Annotated in this window: 15 protein-coding genes; 6 read left to right on the top strand and 9 right to left on the bottom strand. The window is 67.3% G+C overall.

Annotated features, from left to right (window positions below):
- Window positions 1–101: 101 nt before the first annotated feature.
- Window positions 102–1304 carry an acetyl-CoA C-acyltransferase gene (locus tag ACT9AS_RS08370; protein WP_445099653.1) on the top strand — a complete coding sequence of 401 codons (1203 nt, stop codon included), beginning with the start codon at window positions 102–104 and terminating at the stop codon, window positions 1302–1304.
- Between the two features lie 146 nt (window positions 1305–1450).
- Here ACT9AS_RS08370 and ACT9AS_RS08365 read toward each other — a convergent pair whose 3' ends face one another.
- From ACT9AS_RS08365 to cmk, 9 genes are all read right to left on the bottom strand, one after another.
- A complete protein-coding gene (locus ACT9AS_RS08365) occupies window positions 1451–2746 on the bottom strand; it encodes an FAD-dependent oxidoreductase (protein WP_445099652.1) in 1296 nt (431 codons plus the stop codon).
- A 4-nt stretch (window positions 2747–2750) separates the two neighbouring features.
- Entirely contained in the window at window positions 2751–3653 is a 903-nt protein-coding gene (gene galU, locus ACT9AS_RS08360) for a UTP--glucose-1-phosphate uridylyltransferase GalU (protein ID WP_445099651.1), read from the bottom strand.
- Window positions 3653–5569: a polysaccharide biosynthesis protein gene (locus ACT9AS_RS08355; protein WP_445099650.1), complete on the bottom strand. Its 1917-nt coding sequence runs from the start codon at window positions 5567–5569 to the stop codon at window positions 3653–3655. The genes galU and ACT9AS_RS08355 overlap by 1 nt, the downstream gene beginning before the upstream one ends.
- Window positions 5570–5582: 13 nt before the next feature.
- Window positions 5583–6563: a lipopolysaccharide biosynthesis protein gene (locus tag ACT9AS_RS08350; protein ID WP_445099799.1), complete on the bottom strand. Its 981-nt coding sequence runs from the start codon at window positions 6561–6563 to the stop codon at window positions 5583–5585.
- 8 nt (window positions 6564–6571) lie between these two features.
- On the bottom strand, window positions 6572–7750 hold the full coding sequence (gene lapB, locus ACT9AS_RS08345) for a lipopolysaccharide assembly protein LapB (RefSeq protein ID WP_445099649.1): 1179 nt from the start codon (window positions 7748–7750) through the stop codon (window positions 6572–6574).
- A gap of 3 nt (window positions 7751–7753) precedes the next feature.
- Window positions 7754–8026, bottom strand: a complete 273-nt coding sequence (locus tag ACT9AS_RS08340; RefSeq protein WP_445099648.1) for a lipopolysaccharide assembly protein LapA domain-containing protein — start codon at window positions 8024–8026, stop codon at window positions 7754–7756.
- Window positions 8027–8101: 75 nt separating this feature from the next.
- Window positions 8102–8404: an integration host factor subunit beta gene (locus ACT9AS_RS08335; protein ID WP_445099647.1), complete on the bottom strand. Its 303-nt coding sequence runs from the start codon at window positions 8402–8404 to the stop codon at window positions 8102–8104.
- 122 nt (window positions 8405–8526) lie between these two features.
- Window positions 8527–10221 carry a 30S ribosomal protein S1 gene (gene rpsA / locus ACT9AS_RS08330; RefSeq protein WP_445099646.1) on the bottom strand — a complete coding sequence of 565 codons (1695 nt, stop codon included), beginning with the start codon at window positions 10219–10221 and terminating at the stop codon, window positions 8527–8529.
- Between the two features lie 151 nt (window positions 10222–10372).
- Window positions 10373–11056: a (d)CMP kinase gene (cmk, locus tag ACT9AS_RS08325; protein ID WP_445099798.1), complete on the bottom strand. Its 684-nt coding sequence runs from the start codon at window positions 11054–11056 to the stop codon at window positions 10373–10375.
- 158 nt (window positions 11057–11214) lie between these two features.
- Here cmk and ykgO point away from each other — a divergent pair, with 158 nt between their 5' ends.
- From ykgO to ACT9AS_RS08300, 5 genes are all read left to right on the top strand, one after another.
- Entirely contained in the window at window positions 11215–11340 is a 126-nt protein-coding gene (ykgO, locus tag ACT9AS_RS08320; protein ID WP_445099645.1) for a type B 50S ribosomal protein L36, read from the top strand.
- Between the two features lie 210 nt (window positions 11341–11550).
- Window positions 11551–11889, top strand: coding sequence for a hypothetical protein (locus ACT9AS_RS08315; protein WP_445099644.1), 339 nt, complete (start codon window positions 11551–11553; stop codon window positions 11887–11889).
- A gap of 11 nt (window positions 11890–11900) precedes the next feature.
- Window positions 11901–12935, top strand: a complete 1035-nt coding sequence (locus ACT9AS_RS08310) for an agmatine deiminase family protein (RefSeq protein ID WP_445099643.1) — start codon at window positions 11901–11903, stop codon at window positions 12933–12935.
- Between the two features lie 75 nt (window positions 12936–13010).
- Window positions 13011–13910, top strand: a complete 900-nt coding sequence (locus ACT9AS_RS08305) for a nitrilase-related carbon-nitrogen hydrolase (RefSeq protein ID WP_445099642.1) — start codon at window positions 13011–13013, stop codon at window positions 13908–13910.
- 72 nt (window positions 13911–13982) lie between these two features.
- A complete protein-coding gene (locus tag ACT9AS_RS08300; RefSeq protein ID WP_445099641.1) occupies window positions 13983–14591 on the top strand; it encodes a TetR family transcriptional regulator C-terminal domain-containing protein in 609 nt (202 codons plus the stop codon).
- Window positions 14592–14600: the final 9 nt, after the last annotated feature.

Raw genomic sequence — 14600 nt, 5'->3', positions numbered from 1 at the left:
GGCGAAAAGCGTGGTTTTCACCAATGGCCGCGACGCCGCTTCGCGACGCCGCGCCGACACATCCATGTGTCGGAAAACCCCATCGAATCTGGAGTGACTCCATGACCAAGCAAGTTCAAGACGCCTACATCGTCGCCGCCACCCGCACCCCGGTCGGCAAGGCGCGCGGCGTGTTCGCCAACACCCGTCCGGACGACATGCTCGCCCACGTGCTCAAGGCCGTGATCGCGCAGGCGCCGGGCATGGACGTCAACCGCATCGGCGATGCCATCATCGGTTGCGCCATGCCCGAGGCCGAGCAAGGCATGAACGTGGCGCGCATCGGCGTGCTGCTCGCCGGCCTGCCGCACACCCTGCCCGCCCAGACGATCAACCGGTTCTGCTCGTCCGGCCTGCAGTCGGTCGCGCTGGCGGCCGACCAGATCCGCCTCGGCCAGGCCGACCTGATGCTGGCCGGCGGTACCGAATCGATGTCGATGGTGCCGATGATGGGCAACAAGGTCGCGCTGTCGCCCGGCGTGTTCAAGGACGACCACGTCGCGATCGCCTACGGCATGGGCATCACCGCCGAGAAGGTCGCCGAGGAGTGGAAGATCTCGCGCGAGGACCAGGACCAGTTCGCGCTGGAGTCGCACCTGAAGGCCTTGAAGGCGATCGAGGCCGGCGCGTTCAAGAACGAGATCAGCCCGCTCGAGGTCATGTCGCACGTGCCCGACCTCGCCGGCAACACGGTCCAGTTGCGCAAGCGGCTGGTCGATACCGACGAAGGCCCGCGTCCGGGCTCGACCATCGAGGGACTGGCCAAGCTCAGGCCGGTGTTCCGCAACGGCCAGTTCGGCGGCAGCGTGACCGCCGGCAACAGCTCGCAGATGAGTGACGGCGCCGGTGCGGTGCTGCTGGCGTCCGAGCAGGCGATCAAGGATTACGGCCTGACTCCGCTGGCGCGGCTGGTCAGCTTCTCGGTCGCCGGCGTGCGTCCGGAAGTGATGGGCATCGGTCCGATCGCGGCGATCCCGCTGGCGCTCAAGCAGGCCGGCATCAGCCAGGACCAGCTCGACTGGATCGAACTCAACGAGGCCTTCGCCGCGCAGTCGCTGGCGGTGATCCGCGATTGCGGGCTGGACCCGTCGAAGATCAACCCGCTCGGCGGCGCGATCGCGCTGGGCCACCCGCTCGGCGCGACCGGCGCGGTGCGTACCGCGACGATCGTGCACGGCCTGCGCCGGCAACGGCAGAAGTACGGCATGGTGACGATGTGCATCGGCACCGGCATGGGCGCGGCGGGGGTGTTCGAGGCGCTTTAGGCGCGAGAGTGGAGATCGTGCCCGTCCCTCGATGGGCACGATCGAGCCCCCTCAAGGGCGATAAGAATCCGCCCCATGTAGGAGCGACGTAAGTCGCGAACGCACGGCGATCCCGGATATCGGTGAAATCGCGACTTACGTCGCTCCTACATGGGTTGGCCCGCGCCCTGCTCGCGCGCGGCTTTCCACGCGTCCTTCGCCTCGGCCCACCAGTAGCTCAACTGCGCGCCGACGAAGCCGGCAGGCTTCAACGCCGACACCAGCCCGTAATCGCCGAACTCGCGCCAGCGGGTGTCGCCCTCCGCGATCGCCGAGGCCACCACCTCTCCGGCGAACGTGGTCGGTGCGACGCCATGTCCACCAAACGCCTGCGCCAGCCACAGCCCGTCCTCGATCCGGCCGATCTGCGGCATCTGGTGGCGCGCGTAACTCATCAACCCCGACCATGCATGGTCGATGCGCACGCCATCGAGTTGCGGGAAGACCTTCAGCATGTCGCGGTACAACAACCGCTTGACCGCACCGGGCGAGCGGTCGAGCACCGAGATCCGTCCACCCCACAGCAGCCGGCTGTCCGGGAGCGGACGGTAGTAGTCGAAAGCGAAGCGGGTGTCGTAGACCGCCGCCCGCGTAGTCATTACCTCGTCCATGCGCGCGCCCAGCGGCTCGGTGACCATGACGTAGGTCGCGATCGGCATGACGCCGGCGTCGACCTCGTGGCGCAGGCCAGCCAGATAACCCCCGCAGGCCAGGACAACCTGGTCGGCATTGACCATGCCCCCTGCCGTACGAACCCGCCATCTGGAGCCCGCGCGATCGAGCCCGATGGCCGGGCTGTCCTCGTGCACCGCGACACCGGCCGCCATTACAGCCGTACCCAGGCCCTCGACGTACTTCAGGGGGTGGAAGTGGAACCCCTGGCGTTCGAGCAGCGCATCGCCGTAACGACCGGTGTGGATGAGTTGCCGCAACTCCGCGCGGGGCAACCATTCCCAGTCGACCCCGAAGTGGTCGGCAAGCAGCCGCTGACGCGCGCGGAGCACCGCGGGATCACGGAACCAGTTGGCCCAGATCACGCCCGCTTCGACCGGGTCGCAATCGATCGCGTACTTGCGGATACGGCCGCGGATCAGCTCCACCGCGTCCAGCGTGCCCCGGTGCAACGCCCTCGCCCGCCCGGGGCCCAGCTCGCGCAGCAATGCATCCTCGCCACGCGAGAACCCACCGAACACGAATCCTCCATTGCGACCCGACGCGCCATGGCCGATCCGCCCGGCTTCCAGCAGGACCACGTCGCGAACCCCGCGTTCCGCGAGTCCAAGGGCGGTGTTGAGGCCGGCAAAGCCCCCACCGATGATGCAGACACGCGCCTCGGCAGAACCGTCCAGCGGCGCGAACGATCGCCTTTCCGGCAGCGTCGCGCGGTAGTAGGACGGCTCCATCGAGCTACTCCAGTTCGGTGACGCCCAGTTCCCTCAGCGCATCCTGCATCAGGCGCTGCGCGGCGTCGCTGAGCTTCTCGTGGTCGAGCGCATAGCGGATGGTCGCCTCGATCAGGCCGAGATGGGTGCCGCAATCGAAGCGCGTGCCCTGGAAGCGGAACGCGTTCACGGCCTCCTCCTTGAGCAACGCAGCGATCGCGTCGGTCAGCTGGATCTCGCCGCCGGCGCCCGGCGCCGTGGTTTCCAGCCAGTGGAAGATGCGCGGATTGAGTACGTAGCGTCCGACGACCGCAAGGTTGCTCGGCGCGTCCGCCGGCCGGGGCTTCTCGACGATGGCGCTGATCCTGCCCTGGCGCCGGTCGAAGGACTCCGTCGCGACGATTCCGTAGCTGCCGGTCGCCTCGCGCGGGACATCCTGCACCGCGATCATGCTCGCGCCGGTCGCCTCGGCGGCGTCGGCCATCTGCTTCAGCGCGCCGTCGCCGCGGTTCCAGATCAGGTCGTCGGGCAGGATCACCGCGAACGGTTCGTCACCGATGACCGGTTTCGCGCACAACACCGCGTGGCCAAGCCCGAGCGCTTCGGCCTGGGTCACGAACACCGCGCGAACTCCTTTGGGCAGGACGTTGCGGACCAGTTCGAGCTGTTCCTGCTTGCCGGCCCGTTCGAGCTTCTGTTCCAGCTCGTAAGCCTTGTCGAAATAGTCGGCCACCGCGTGCTTGTAGCGGTTGGTGACGAAGACCAGGGTGTCGCAGCCGGCTTCGATCGCTTCGTCCACCGCGTACTGGATGAGCGGCCGGTCGATGATCGGCAGCATTTCCTTCGGGACGGTCTTGGTGGCGGGGAGAAAGCGCGTGCCAAGGCCGGCCACGGGAAACACGGCCTTGCGGATACGAGGTGGAGACATCAAGGGGTCCGGGATGAGGATCGTGACGGGAACGCGACCACCGTGGTGGCGTCGGGCAACTGCGGCGCGTGGGTGCCGACGGGCTTGAAGTCCGGGACCAGCGCACGCAGGACCGTACCCATGGTGGCGCGATCGTAGCGGTCCGAGGCTTCGCGCAGCTGTTGCACGCCGACCTCGATCTCACGCGCGGCGATCGCCCGCGGCTCCGCCTGCAGGATCTTCGGATGGGCTGTGGCGCGGTAGCGCTCGTCCGCGTGGAACAGCGTCTCGTGCAGCTTCTCGCCGGGTCGCAGCCCGGTGTAGGTGATCGCGACGTCGCGACCGGGCTGCTTGCCGGCGAGCCGGATCATCTGTTCGGCCAGCAGCCGGATCGGTACGGGCTGGCCCATGTCGAGGGTGTAGATGGCCTCGTGCGTCCCGATCGCCGATGCCTGCAGGATCAGCTGGCAGGCTTCCGGGATCGTCATGAAGTAGCGGGTGACCTCGGGGTCGGTCACCGTGACCGGTCCGCCGCTGCGGATCTGCTCGCGGAACAGCGGCACCACGCTGCCAGCCGAATCGAGCACGTTGCCGAAGCGGACGGTCACGAAGCGGGTCCCGCGCTGGTCGGCAAGCGACTGGCAGGCCATTTCCGCCAACCGCTTGGTTGCGCCCAGCACGTTGCCGGGGTCGACCGCCTTGTCGGTGGAAATCAGCACGAAGGTGCCTACGCCGGCCTCGCGGCAGGCCCGGGCCAGGGCCTCGGTCGCCAGCACGTTGTTGCGCACTGCTTCGCGCAACTGCGTTTCGAGCAGCGGAACGTGCTTGTAGGCCGCCGCGTGGAATACCGCCTCGGGTTCCGCGGCGTCGAGCGCATAGGAAATGACTGCCGGGTCGCCGCAATCGCCGAGCACCGGCAGGTATTCCAGGTCGGGGAAGTCACGGCGCAGGTTGGCTTCGGCGGTGATCAGCGCAAGTTCGTCGCGTTCGACCAGGGTGATCCGCCGGGCGCCGTGGCGCGCGCACTGGCGGCACAGTTCCGAACCGATCGACCCGCCGGCACCGGTCACCAGCACCGACCGCGCGCCCAGCCAGCCACGGATGGCCTTCCAGTCCGGCAGGACCTGCTGGCGACCGAGCAGGTCCTCGATCGCGACCTCCTTCAGTTCGCCTGGCAACGACCGTCCTTCGAGCACGTCGCGCAGGCGCGGCACCATCCGGAACGGCAGCCCGGAGCGCTCGCAGGCAACCACGACGCGCTGCATGGCATCGGCATCGGCCGACGGCATCGCGATCACCAGCAACCGCGCCGCCGTTTCGCGCGCGATCTCGATCACGTCATCGACCTTGCCAAGCACCGGCACGCCCTGCACCTTGCTTCCTCGCAGGCGTGGCGCGTCGTCGAGGAAGCCCACCGGTTGGTAGCTGCCGAAGCGGCGCAGGTCGCGAACCAGCGCCTCACCCGAATGTCCCGCGCCCAGGATAAGGATACGCACCGACGCCTGGTCGCCCTGCTCCACGCTGCTGTCCTTCCAAGCGCGATACAGCAGGCGCGGCGCCCCGAGCAGGCCCATCAACACCATCGGGTAAAGCACCAACACGGTGCGCGACACCATGTCGAGACGGTTGTAGAGGAACAGGCCGAGCACGATCGCGAACAGGCCGAGCGCGCAGGCCTTGAAGATATTCCACAGGTCGGGAACGCTGGCGAACCGCCACAACCCGCGATACAGGCCGACCTGCCAGAACACCAGCCCCTGCGCTGCGAGGACCAGGGCGATCTCGGTGGACCACCACGCCATGCTCGGCGGATTCTGCATCACGCCGAAGCGGAGCCGATGCAATCCCTGCCAGACCACCCAGACCATCGCCAGGTCATGCAGCACGACCGCCATGCGCGGCAATCCACTCGACCAACGGTCCCGCCATGTCCTCATTCGCCATCCTTTTTCATTTTTTTTCGCCTGACTCTGCGGCCCCTGCCCCGGGCCGCTGCAAAGCCCACCACGCCAGGGCCGCGAACAGATACCACGCCAGGCAGAACGCCAGCATGAAAACCGTGGAAGACCCGCGAAGCACGGTCATCGCCACAAGGCCCAGCACTGTCCATGCGACATAAGCGAGCGTGACGACGGCGTGACCGCTGCGTCGTGCCCAAGCCTGGTAGGCGTGCTGGACGTGGGGCTGCCACCATCGCTCGCCGCGCAACATGCGACGCGCAAGTGTAAACCCTGCGTCGACCAGGAACGCGGACAGCGGCAGAAGCAACCACGCCGCATCCGCGCCCCGCATACCGGCGACGACCACGGCGAGCGCGGCGACGGCAAACCCGATGGCACCGCTGCCGGCGTCACCCATGAAGATGCGGGCACGCGGAAAATTGAACGGCAGGAATCCCGCGCACGCAGCCGCCAGGGCCAGGCCAAGCAGCAGCCAGCTTCCCGCCGCCAGCGATGCGCCCGCGACGCCGAGCAACAGCGCCTGGCTGGCCGCGATCCCGTTGATCCCGTCCATGAAGTTCCAGATGTTGGTCAAGGCGATGGTCGCCGCGAACGCCAGCAACGACAGCCACGCCAGGCCGAACACGTACTGGACGGCAAGCGCGAAGAGCGTCGCGGCCACGGCATGCACCAGCAGGCGAATCCATGGCGACAACGGTCGATGGTCATCCACCATCCCTACGCCGGCCACCAGCGTCATACCGATGCCAAATGCACCCAGCAACACGCGCTGCGACGGGTCGCGAACGGCAAGTGCCACCGCGGCAACCAGCAGCGCCAGCACGATCGCGATGCCACCGCCGCGGGGCGTGGCGACCGCGTGGCTGCGGCGCTCACCGGGGTGGTCGAGCAGGTCGCGTTGCAATGCGTAGCGGCGCGCCAGCCAGGTCCCGGCCGCCGCGATGCCGGAATGCAGGATCAACCACGCCAGCATTCCGCTCAGACCACCGCGTAATTCAACAGCGGCTTGATGGTGCCCCACTCCTTGCAGCTGGGGCACTGCCAATGGTGGCTGCGCGCGCCGAAACCGCAGCGGTTGCAGCGGTAGCTCGGGTTGCGCACCAGCAACTGGTCGGTGATGTGCTTGAGGTCGTGCAGGGTCGCCGACGGGTCGGCGCCCTCGGCCAGGGTCAGGTCGATCAGCGCGGCCTCGCCGCGTACCGACGGGCGGTCCTTGAGTTGCTGGGCGAGGTACGCCCGCGCCGAAGCGATGCCGTCCGTCGATTCGACCATGCGCGTCAATGCCAGCACCGGCGCGATGCCGCGGTAGTGCTCGCACATTTCGGCGAGGAACGCCCGCGCACCGGTGGTGTCGCCGACGCGCTCGTAACTCGACAGCAGCGCCGGCAATACCTCCGGCAGGTAGTCCGGATCGTTCCTTGCGACGCGTTCGAACGCGCGGATGGCGCCGGCATCATGGCCTGCCTCGATCTCGAGCCGACCTTCAAGCATGCCGGCACGGACCGAGTTGGCATCGGCCTCGTAGGCGCGCGCGACCGCGGCGCGGGCCGCTTCGGGATCACCGGCCGCCCGGTGGCGATCGGCCAGTTCGCATTCGAACTGCGCGATCAGCTTGCCCATCGGTTCGCTGGTCGCGGCCTCGTAGCGCCGCGCGTTCTCGATCGCCTTGGTCCAGTCGCGCTCGGACTGGTAGATGTTGATCAGGTGGCGCAACGCCAGCGGCGCGCGCATGTCGAGGTCGACCAGGTCGCTGAAGACCGTCTCGGCGCGGTCCAGCAAGCCCGAGCGCATGTAATCCTCGCCCAGCGCCAGCAAGGCCTGGACCTTCTGCGGGTCGCTCAGGCCCGGGCGCTGCACCAGCGCCTGGTGCAGCCGGATCGCGCGGTCGACCTCGCCGCGTCGGCGGAACAGGTGGCCGAGCGCGACCTGGGTCTCGAAAGTGTCCTTATCCAGTTCCGCGATGTGCAGGAACAGCTCGATCGCCTTGTCGGGCTGTTCGTTCAGAAGATAGTTGAGGCCCCGGAAATACGTCGTCGACAACCGGCTGACCTGGGTGTCGCTGTGGCGTTCGCCGCCGCGGCGGCCGATCACCCATCCGCTGACGGCCGCGATCGGCAGCAGCAGGAAAAACCAGAACCACTCGTTGATGAAGGCCACGGCTCAGGTCCCGGAAGTTGGATTTGCAACCGGCTCGACGCGTTGCTGGCGTTCCGCCCGCGCGAGGCGGCGGCGCAGCGGCAACACGAGGCTGGCGCTGATGGCCAGTCCGCCGATCAGCACGCCCAGCAGCAGCGCGACGATCAAGGCGACGCCTAGGTTGGTCGGGATGTACGCCACGCCCAGGTCGATCGAGACCGGTTGGCGATTGAGGGCACCCACGACGGCACCGACCGCAAGACAGGCAATGGCGACGAGAAAACGGATCAAACGCATGGCGGTCTCCGGACGGCTCCGTGTTCGGCGAATAGCTTAGCCGACCTGCGACGCAGGGCAGCAGTGGATCGAGGCTCAGTCGGTCTCGTCCAGCGGCATCGCGTCGCTGACGCGTTCGCGCAGTTCCTTGCCGGGCTTGAAGTGCGGCACGTGCTTGCCGGGCAATGCGACCGACTCGCCGGTCTTGGGATTGCGTCCCAGCCGCGGTGGCCGGTAATGCAGGGAGAAACTGCCGAAGCCACGGATCTCGATCCGCTCGCCGTTGGCCAGCGAGCCACCCATCATTTCCAGCAGCGCCTTCACCGAGAGGTCCACGTCCTCGCCCTTCAGGTGGGCCTGACGCTGGGCAAGTATCTCGATGAGTTCTGACTTGGTCATGGGTGGGGCGACGACTCGGATGGGGGCCGGGCGGAAAACCCCGGCAGAAAAAAGGACGGCCTGGCCGAAGCCAGGCCGTCCCTTGTCACAGCATTGCAGCTGGCATCAAAACAGCGTCCGCTTTACTCGGACTTGTTGTTGAGCTGCTCGCGCAGCAACGCACCCAGCTTGGTGGTGCCGCTGGCGGCCTCGGCCGAAGCGGCCGAGCGGTTGTAGTCGGCCACGGCCTCCTGCATCTCCGCCTCGTCCTTGCCCTTGATCGACAGCTGCATCGTGCGGCCCTTCCGGTCCATGCCGATGAAGCGCGCTTCGATCTCGTCGCCGACCTTGAGCACCTTGCTGGCGTCGTCGACACGCTCCTTGGAGATGTCGCGGGCAGCCACGTAGCCCTCGATGCCGTCGGCCAGTTCGATCGTCGCGCCCTTGGCGTCGACTTCCTTGACCTTGCCGCTGACGATCGAGCCACGCGCGTTCGACGCCATGTACTGGCCGAACGGATCCTGCTCCATCTGCTTCACGCCGAGGCTGATGCGCTCGCGCTCCGGATCGACCGCAAGCACCACGGCTTCCAGGGTGTCGCCCTTCTTGAACTCGCGCACGATGTCTTCGCCGGTGGTGTTCCAGCTGATGTCCGACAGGTGGACCAGGCCGTCGATGCCGCCCTCCAGGCCGATGAAGATGCCGAAGTCGGTGATCGACTTGATCTGGCCTTCGACCTTGTCGCCCTTCTTGTGCAGGACCGCGAAGGTCTCCCACGGGTTGGACGAGACCTGCTTCATGCCCAGCGAGATGCGGCGACGCTCCTCGTCGACGTCGAGGACCATGACCTGGACCTCGTCACCGACCTGCACGATCTTGGACGGGTTGACGTTCTTGTTGGTCCAGTCCATCTCGGACACGTGGACCAGGCCCTCGACGCCCGGCTCGATCTCGACGAACGCGCCGTAATCGGTGACGTTGGAGACCTTGCCGAACACGCGGGTGTCGGCCGGGTAGCGGCGCGCGATGTTGTCCCACGGATCCTCGCCCAGCTGCTTGAGGCCGAGGCTGACGCGGTTGCGCTCGCGGTCGTACTTGAGCACGCGGACGTCCATCTCCTGGCCGACTTCGACCACCTCGGACGGATGGCGCACGCGCTTCCAGGCCATGTCAGTGATGTGCAGCAGGCCGTCGATGCCGCCCAGGTCCACGAACGCGCCGTAGTCGGTGAGGTTCTTGACCACGCCCTTGAGCACGGCGCCCTCGACCAGCTTCTCGAGCAGCTGCTCGCGCTCTTCCGAGTGCTCGCTCTCGACCACCGCGCGGCGGGAGACGACGATGTTGTTGCGCTTGCGGTCCAGCTTGATCAGCTTGAACTCGAGCTCCTTGCCTTCCAGGTAGGTCGAGTCGCGCACCGGGCGCACGTCGACCAGCGAACCGGGCAGGAAGCCGCGGACGTCCTTGATGTCGACGGTGAAACCACCCTTGACCTTGCCGCTGATGCGGCCGGTGATGGTCTCGTTCTTCTCGAGCGCTTCCTCGAGCTCGTCCCACACCATGGCGCGCTTGGCCTTCTCGCGCGACAGCACGGTCTCGCCGAAGCCGTTCTCGATGGAGTCCAACGCGACCTTGACCTGGTCGCCCTCGGCCACGTCGATCTCGCCGGCGTCGTTACGGAACTGTTCGATCGGCACGATGCCTTCGGACTTCAGGCCGGCGTTGATCACCACCACGTCGCCACGGACCTCGACGACGGTACCGGTGACGATGGCACCCGGCTTCAGCTTGGCCAGGTATTCCTGGCTCTGTTCGAACAGCTCTGCAAATGATTCGGTCATTGGAAAATATCCGGTTGAACACACGGGCCGCACCGGCTGCATGGCAGCGCGTGGTCGACCCACCCGTTATGTGATGCGATGGAACTGCACCATGTGTCGGTTGGTTTCCTGCCGCGGGATTGCGTCAGGGCTCTTGTCTGCTGCGCGTGGTTCAGGCCCCGTGCGACGGCAACAACGCCATCACGCGGTCGACCACCTCTTCGATGCCAAGACCGGTGGTGTCGATGTGGACGGCGTCTTCGGCCGGCCGCAACGGAGCCACCGCGCGATTGGCATCGCGGGCGTCACGGGCCAGGATCTCCCGCAGCAGACCAGCCAATGTAACGGAAACCCCCTTGTCATTCAACTGCTTATAGCGTCTTTCGGCCCGCTCCTCGGCGCTGGCGTCGAGGAACACCTTGTGGCCCGCGTCCGGGAAGATCACGGTGCCCATGTCGCGGCCGTCGGTGACCAGCCCGGGCGGCTGCCGGAACGCGCGCTGGCGGGCTTTCAGCGCCGCCCGCACCTCGGGGATCGCGGCGATCGCCGAAGCCGCCGCCCCGGCGGTTTCCGTGCGCAGTTCGTCGGTCGCGTCGCTGCCGTTGATCAGCACCCGCAGCTCGTTGCCGTCGTCGCGGAACGCGATCTCGGTATCGAAGGTGCACCGGACAAGCGCGGCGGGATCGGACAGGTCGATGTCGGCCCAGCCGGCAGCCACCCCGATCGCGCGGTACAACGCCCCGGAGTCCAGGTAATGCCAGCCCAGGCGCTGGGCGACCAGGCGGCTGATGGTGCCCTTTCCGGAGCCGGAGGGGCCGTCGATGGTGAGTACGGGGATCGGTTGGTCGTCGGTCATTGTCATGGCCTTATTATGGGCGCTGGCGGTGTGCGGCCCGCGGTCTGGCGGAGGTTGTTGCCCCAAGCCCGGAATAATCCACGCAAGCGCTTGATCCGGCTGGCAAACTGCCGCTAGAATAGCGGGCTTGCTACTTTTTCTGTTGCCGAGGCTAGATCATGAAGGTCGTGAACTCCCTGAAGTCGGCGAAGACCCGTCACCGCGACTGCAAAGTCGTTCGCCGTCGTGGCAAGGTCTTCGTGATTTGCAAGTCGAACCCGCGGTTCAAGGCGCGCCAGCGCTGAGATCCAACGTGCACGAGGCGCACCCGCGCCAAGTCACCGGGCGCGATTGCGCTTCGCCGTGAAAGCCGCCTCCGGGCGGCTTTCCTGCGTATGGAGCCCGGGAGGACCGATGAAGTCCGGGAAACATCCCGGTTCGTGACGGACGTGCGCTGCCCGCAGACGCGGCCCGCGCTTACAATCCGGGCCTTGCCAAGGGGAAAGGGGAACTACATGAAAGCCACCATCACGCTGCTCGCCGCACTTCCGCTGCTCGCCACGCTGGCCCTCGCCGGCCCCGTCTCGGCCGAAACCCTGCTGATCGAACGGGTGCAGGAAGAGAATTCCGCCGCCCTGCCCGCACGCGGCCAGAGCATGGCGCAGGTCGAGGCCCGCCACGGCGCGCCGGCCCAGCGCATGGACCCGCGCGGCGGCCAGAAGAGCCAGTGGCCGACGATCAACCGCTGGGTCTATCCGGCGTTCACCGTCTACTTCGAAAATACCCGGGTGATCGACGTCGTCGCCAACAAGGCCGACGCCACGGAAATCGGCCCGAAGCCTCCCATCCTCTGACACAAGCACCCATGACCGAATCCCTGCGCTTTCCCGCGGAGTGGGAACCCCAGTCCGCGATCCTGATCGCGTGGCCGCACGCCGACACCGACTGGGCCGACCGGCTCGGCGAGGTCGAGGAAACCTACATCGCGCTGGTCGCGGCGATCACCCGCTTCCAGCCGGTACTGGTGTGCGTCGCCGATGACGACGTGCAGGCGTATGCGCGGGCCCGGCTGTCGTCGGCGCGGATCGACATGGACCGGGTGCGCTTCATCGAGGTGGAGTACGACGACACCTGGTTGCGCGATTCCGGTCCGATCACCCTGCGTGGCAACGACGGCTTCCGGCTGCTGGATTTCCGCTTCACCGGCTGGGGCGGCAAGTTCGAGGCCGGGCGCGACGATCGCCTGGTGGAAGCCCTGGATGACCTCAAGACGTTCGATAACAACGATCGCCAGGCGATTGATTTTGCGCTGGAAGGCGGCGCGATAGAAACCGACGGCGCCGGCACCCTGCTGACCACCTGGAAGTGCCTGCACGAACGCCACCCCACCGTCAGCCGGGAAGCACTCGACGACCGGCTGGCCGGCTGGCTGCAACAGGACCGCGTGCTCTGGCTCGACCACGGTTACCTCGAAGGCGACGACACCGACGCCCACGTCGACACCCTCGCCCGCTTCGCCGCGCCCGACGCCATCGTCTACCAGGCCTGCGACGACCCGGCCGACTCGCACTACGCGGAGTTGCAGGCCATGGCCGCCGAGCTCGCCTCGCTGCGCACGCGCGACGGCAGGCCCTATCGCCTGTTCCCGCTGCCATGGCCGCAACCGGTGATCGACCAGGACCGGCGCCTCGCTGCGAGCTATGCCAATTTCCTGATCATCAACGGCGCGGTGCTGATGCCGGCGTATGGCGACCCTGCCGACCACGAGGCCGTCGCGGTGCTTGCAAAAGCCTTTCCGGACCGCGAGATCGTCCCCGTGCCCTGCCGCCCGCTGATCTGGCAGAACGGCAGCCTGCACTGCATCACCATGCAACTTCCCGAAGGCGTCGTCGCCGCTTGACCCCGCAGCCACGGCGCCCGTGCGATCGTGGCGTTCCAGCCGCGTAACCCCTGCGGCCAACATCCGGATTCGGCCATGAAGAACAAAACCCTGCCCGTCGCCCTGATCCAGGAGCGCGCCATCATCGACCAGGGCGCCGGCAATGCCGACGCCAACCTGTCGGTGATCGAGCAGCGCGTGGCCGAGGCCGCGAAGCAAGGCGCCAGGCTGGTGCTGCTGCAGGAACTGCACAACGGCGCCTACTTCTGCCAGCACGAGTGTGTCGACGAATTCGACCTCGCCGAGCCGATCCCCGGCCCCAGCACCGAGCGCCTCGCGCGCCTGGCCAAGCAGCACGGCGTGGTGCTGGTCAGCTCGCTGTTCGAGCGCCGCGCGGCCGGGCTGTACCACAACACCGCAGTGGTCTTCGACGCCGACGGCAGCACCGCGGGCAAGTACCGCAAGATGCACATCCCGGACGATCCGGGCTTCCAGGAGAAGTTCTACTTCACCCCGGGCGACATGGGCTTCGAGCCGATCGACACCTCGGTCGGCCGCCTCGGCGTGCTGGTCTGCTGGGATCAGTGGTACCCGGAGGGCGCGCGGCTGATGGCGCTGGCCGGCGCCGAACTGCTGCTGTACCCGACCGCGATCGGCTGGGACCCGGATGACGACCAGGCCGAGAAGAATCGCCAGCGCGACGCATGGGTCCTCAGCCACCGCGGCCATGCGGTCGCCAACGGCCTGCCGGTGCTGTCGTGCAACCGGGTCGGCCACGAACCGTCCCCGCTGGACGCGTCCGGCATCGACTTCTGGGGCAACAGCCATGTGCTGGGACCGCAGGGCGAGTTCCTCGCCGAAGCGGGCGGAGAGCCGGAGATCCTGATGGCCGAGGTCGACCTGCAGCGCAGCGAGCACGTGCGGCGGATCTGGCCGTTCCTGCGCGACCGCCGGATCGATGCCTATGGCGACCTGCTGAAGCGCTACCGCGACTAGCGATTCCGGCCCCCGGAAGCCGGCGCCGACGAACGGCGGACACAAATCGAACGGCCGTGCTATTTTCCCCGCATGTCAGTCGCAGCCGCCACGTCCAAGGGTGCCGCCACCCGCGAGACCATCCTCGACCACGCCTATGCCATCGCCTGCTCGGCGGGCCTGGAGGGGTTGTCGATCGGCGCACTCGCGCACGCCGTGGGCATGTCCAAGAGTGGTGTATTCGCGCACTTCGGTTCGCGCGAGGACCTGCAACTGGCCGTGCTGGAGGACGCCGCGCAGCGTTTCGTGGCGCACGTGTTCCATCCGGCCCTGCGCCAGCCCCGTGGCCTGGCCCGCCTGCGGACGATCATTGAACAGTGGTTCGACTGGGTGCGGCACGAGGACGATGGCGGCTGCCTGTTCCTGGCCGCCGTCAGCGAGTACGACGACCGCCCGGGACCGCAACGCGACCAGTTGCTGCAGCAGGACCGCCAGTGGCGGCAGGCGCTCGCCCACGCTGTGTCGCTGGCGATCGACGCCGGTGAACTGCGCGCGGACACCGACGTCGAGCAACTGGTGTTCGAGATCTACGCCCTGCCGCTGCTGGTGCACCACGACGCCGGCCTGTACGGCTTCGACGTGGCGCAGGCCCGTGGACTGCGTGCGTATGAGCGCCTGATCCACACCAGCGCCCCCCACTGAAACAACAGC

The organism is Lysobacter sp. F60174L2, from assembly GCF_052547135.1.
Note: the sequence above shows the minus strand (reverse complement) of the source record. Positions and strands in the feature narration are given on the sequence as shown.

What these genes read in the sequence shown, in the direction of transcription:
- rpsA (WP_445099646.1), bottom strand. Translation starts at nt 10,221, where the DNA reads ATGACCGAATCATTTGCAGAGCTGTTCGAACAGAGCCAGGAATACCTG.
- ykgO (WP_445099645.1), top strand. Translation starts at nt 11,215, where the DNA reads ATGAAGGTCGTGAACTCCCTGAAGTCGGCGAAGACCCGTCACCGCGAC.
- galU (WP_445099651.1), bottom strand. Translation starts at nt 3,653, where the DNA reads ATGTCTCCACCTCGTATCCGCAAGGCCGTGTTTCCCGTGGCCGGCCTT.
- ACT9AS_RS08340 (WP_445099648.1), bottom strand. Translation starts at nt 8,026, where the DNA reads ATGCGTTTGATCCGTTTTCTCGTCGCCATTGCCTGTCTTGCGGTCGGT.
- ACT9AS_RS08370 (WP_445099653.1), top strand. Translation starts at nt 102, where the DNA reads ATGACCAAGCAAGTTCAAGACGCCTACATCGTCGCCGCCACCCGCACC.
- ACT9AS_RS08305 (WP_445099642.1), top strand. Translation starts at nt 13,011, where the DNA reads ATGAAGAACAAAACCCTGCCCGTCGCCCTGATCCAGGAGCGCGCCATC.
- ACT9AS_RS08310 (WP_445099643.1), top strand. Translation starts at nt 11,901, where the DNA reads ATGACCGAATCCCTGCGCTTTCCCGCGGAGTGGGAACCCCAGTCCGCG.
- ACT9AS_RS08300 (WP_445099641.1), top strand. Translation starts at nt 13,983, where the DNA reads ATGTCAGTCGCAGCCGCCACGTCCAAGGGTGCCGCCACCCGCGAGACC.
- cmk (WP_445099798.1), bottom strand. Translation starts at nt 11,056, where the DNA reads ATGACCGACGACCAACCGATCCCCGTACTCACCATCGACGGCCCCTCC.
- ACT9AS_RS08315 (WP_445099644.1), top strand. Translation starts at nt 11,551, where the DNA reads ATGAAAGCCACCATCACGCTGCTCGCCGCACTTCCGCTGCTCGCCACG.
- ACT9AS_RS08365 (WP_445099652.1), bottom strand. Translation starts at nt 2,746, where the DNA reads ATGGAGCCGTCCTACTACCGCGCGACGCTGCCGGAAAGGCGATCGTTC.
- ACT9AS_RS08335 (WP_445099647.1), bottom strand. Translation starts at nt 8,404, where the DNA reads ATGACCAAGTCAGAACTCATCGAGATACTTGCCCAGCGTCAGGCCCAC.
- ACT9AS_RS08355 (WP_445099650.1), bottom strand. Translation starts at nt 5,569, where the DNA reads ATGAGGACATGGCGGGACCGTTGGTCGAGTGGATTGCCGCGCATGGCG.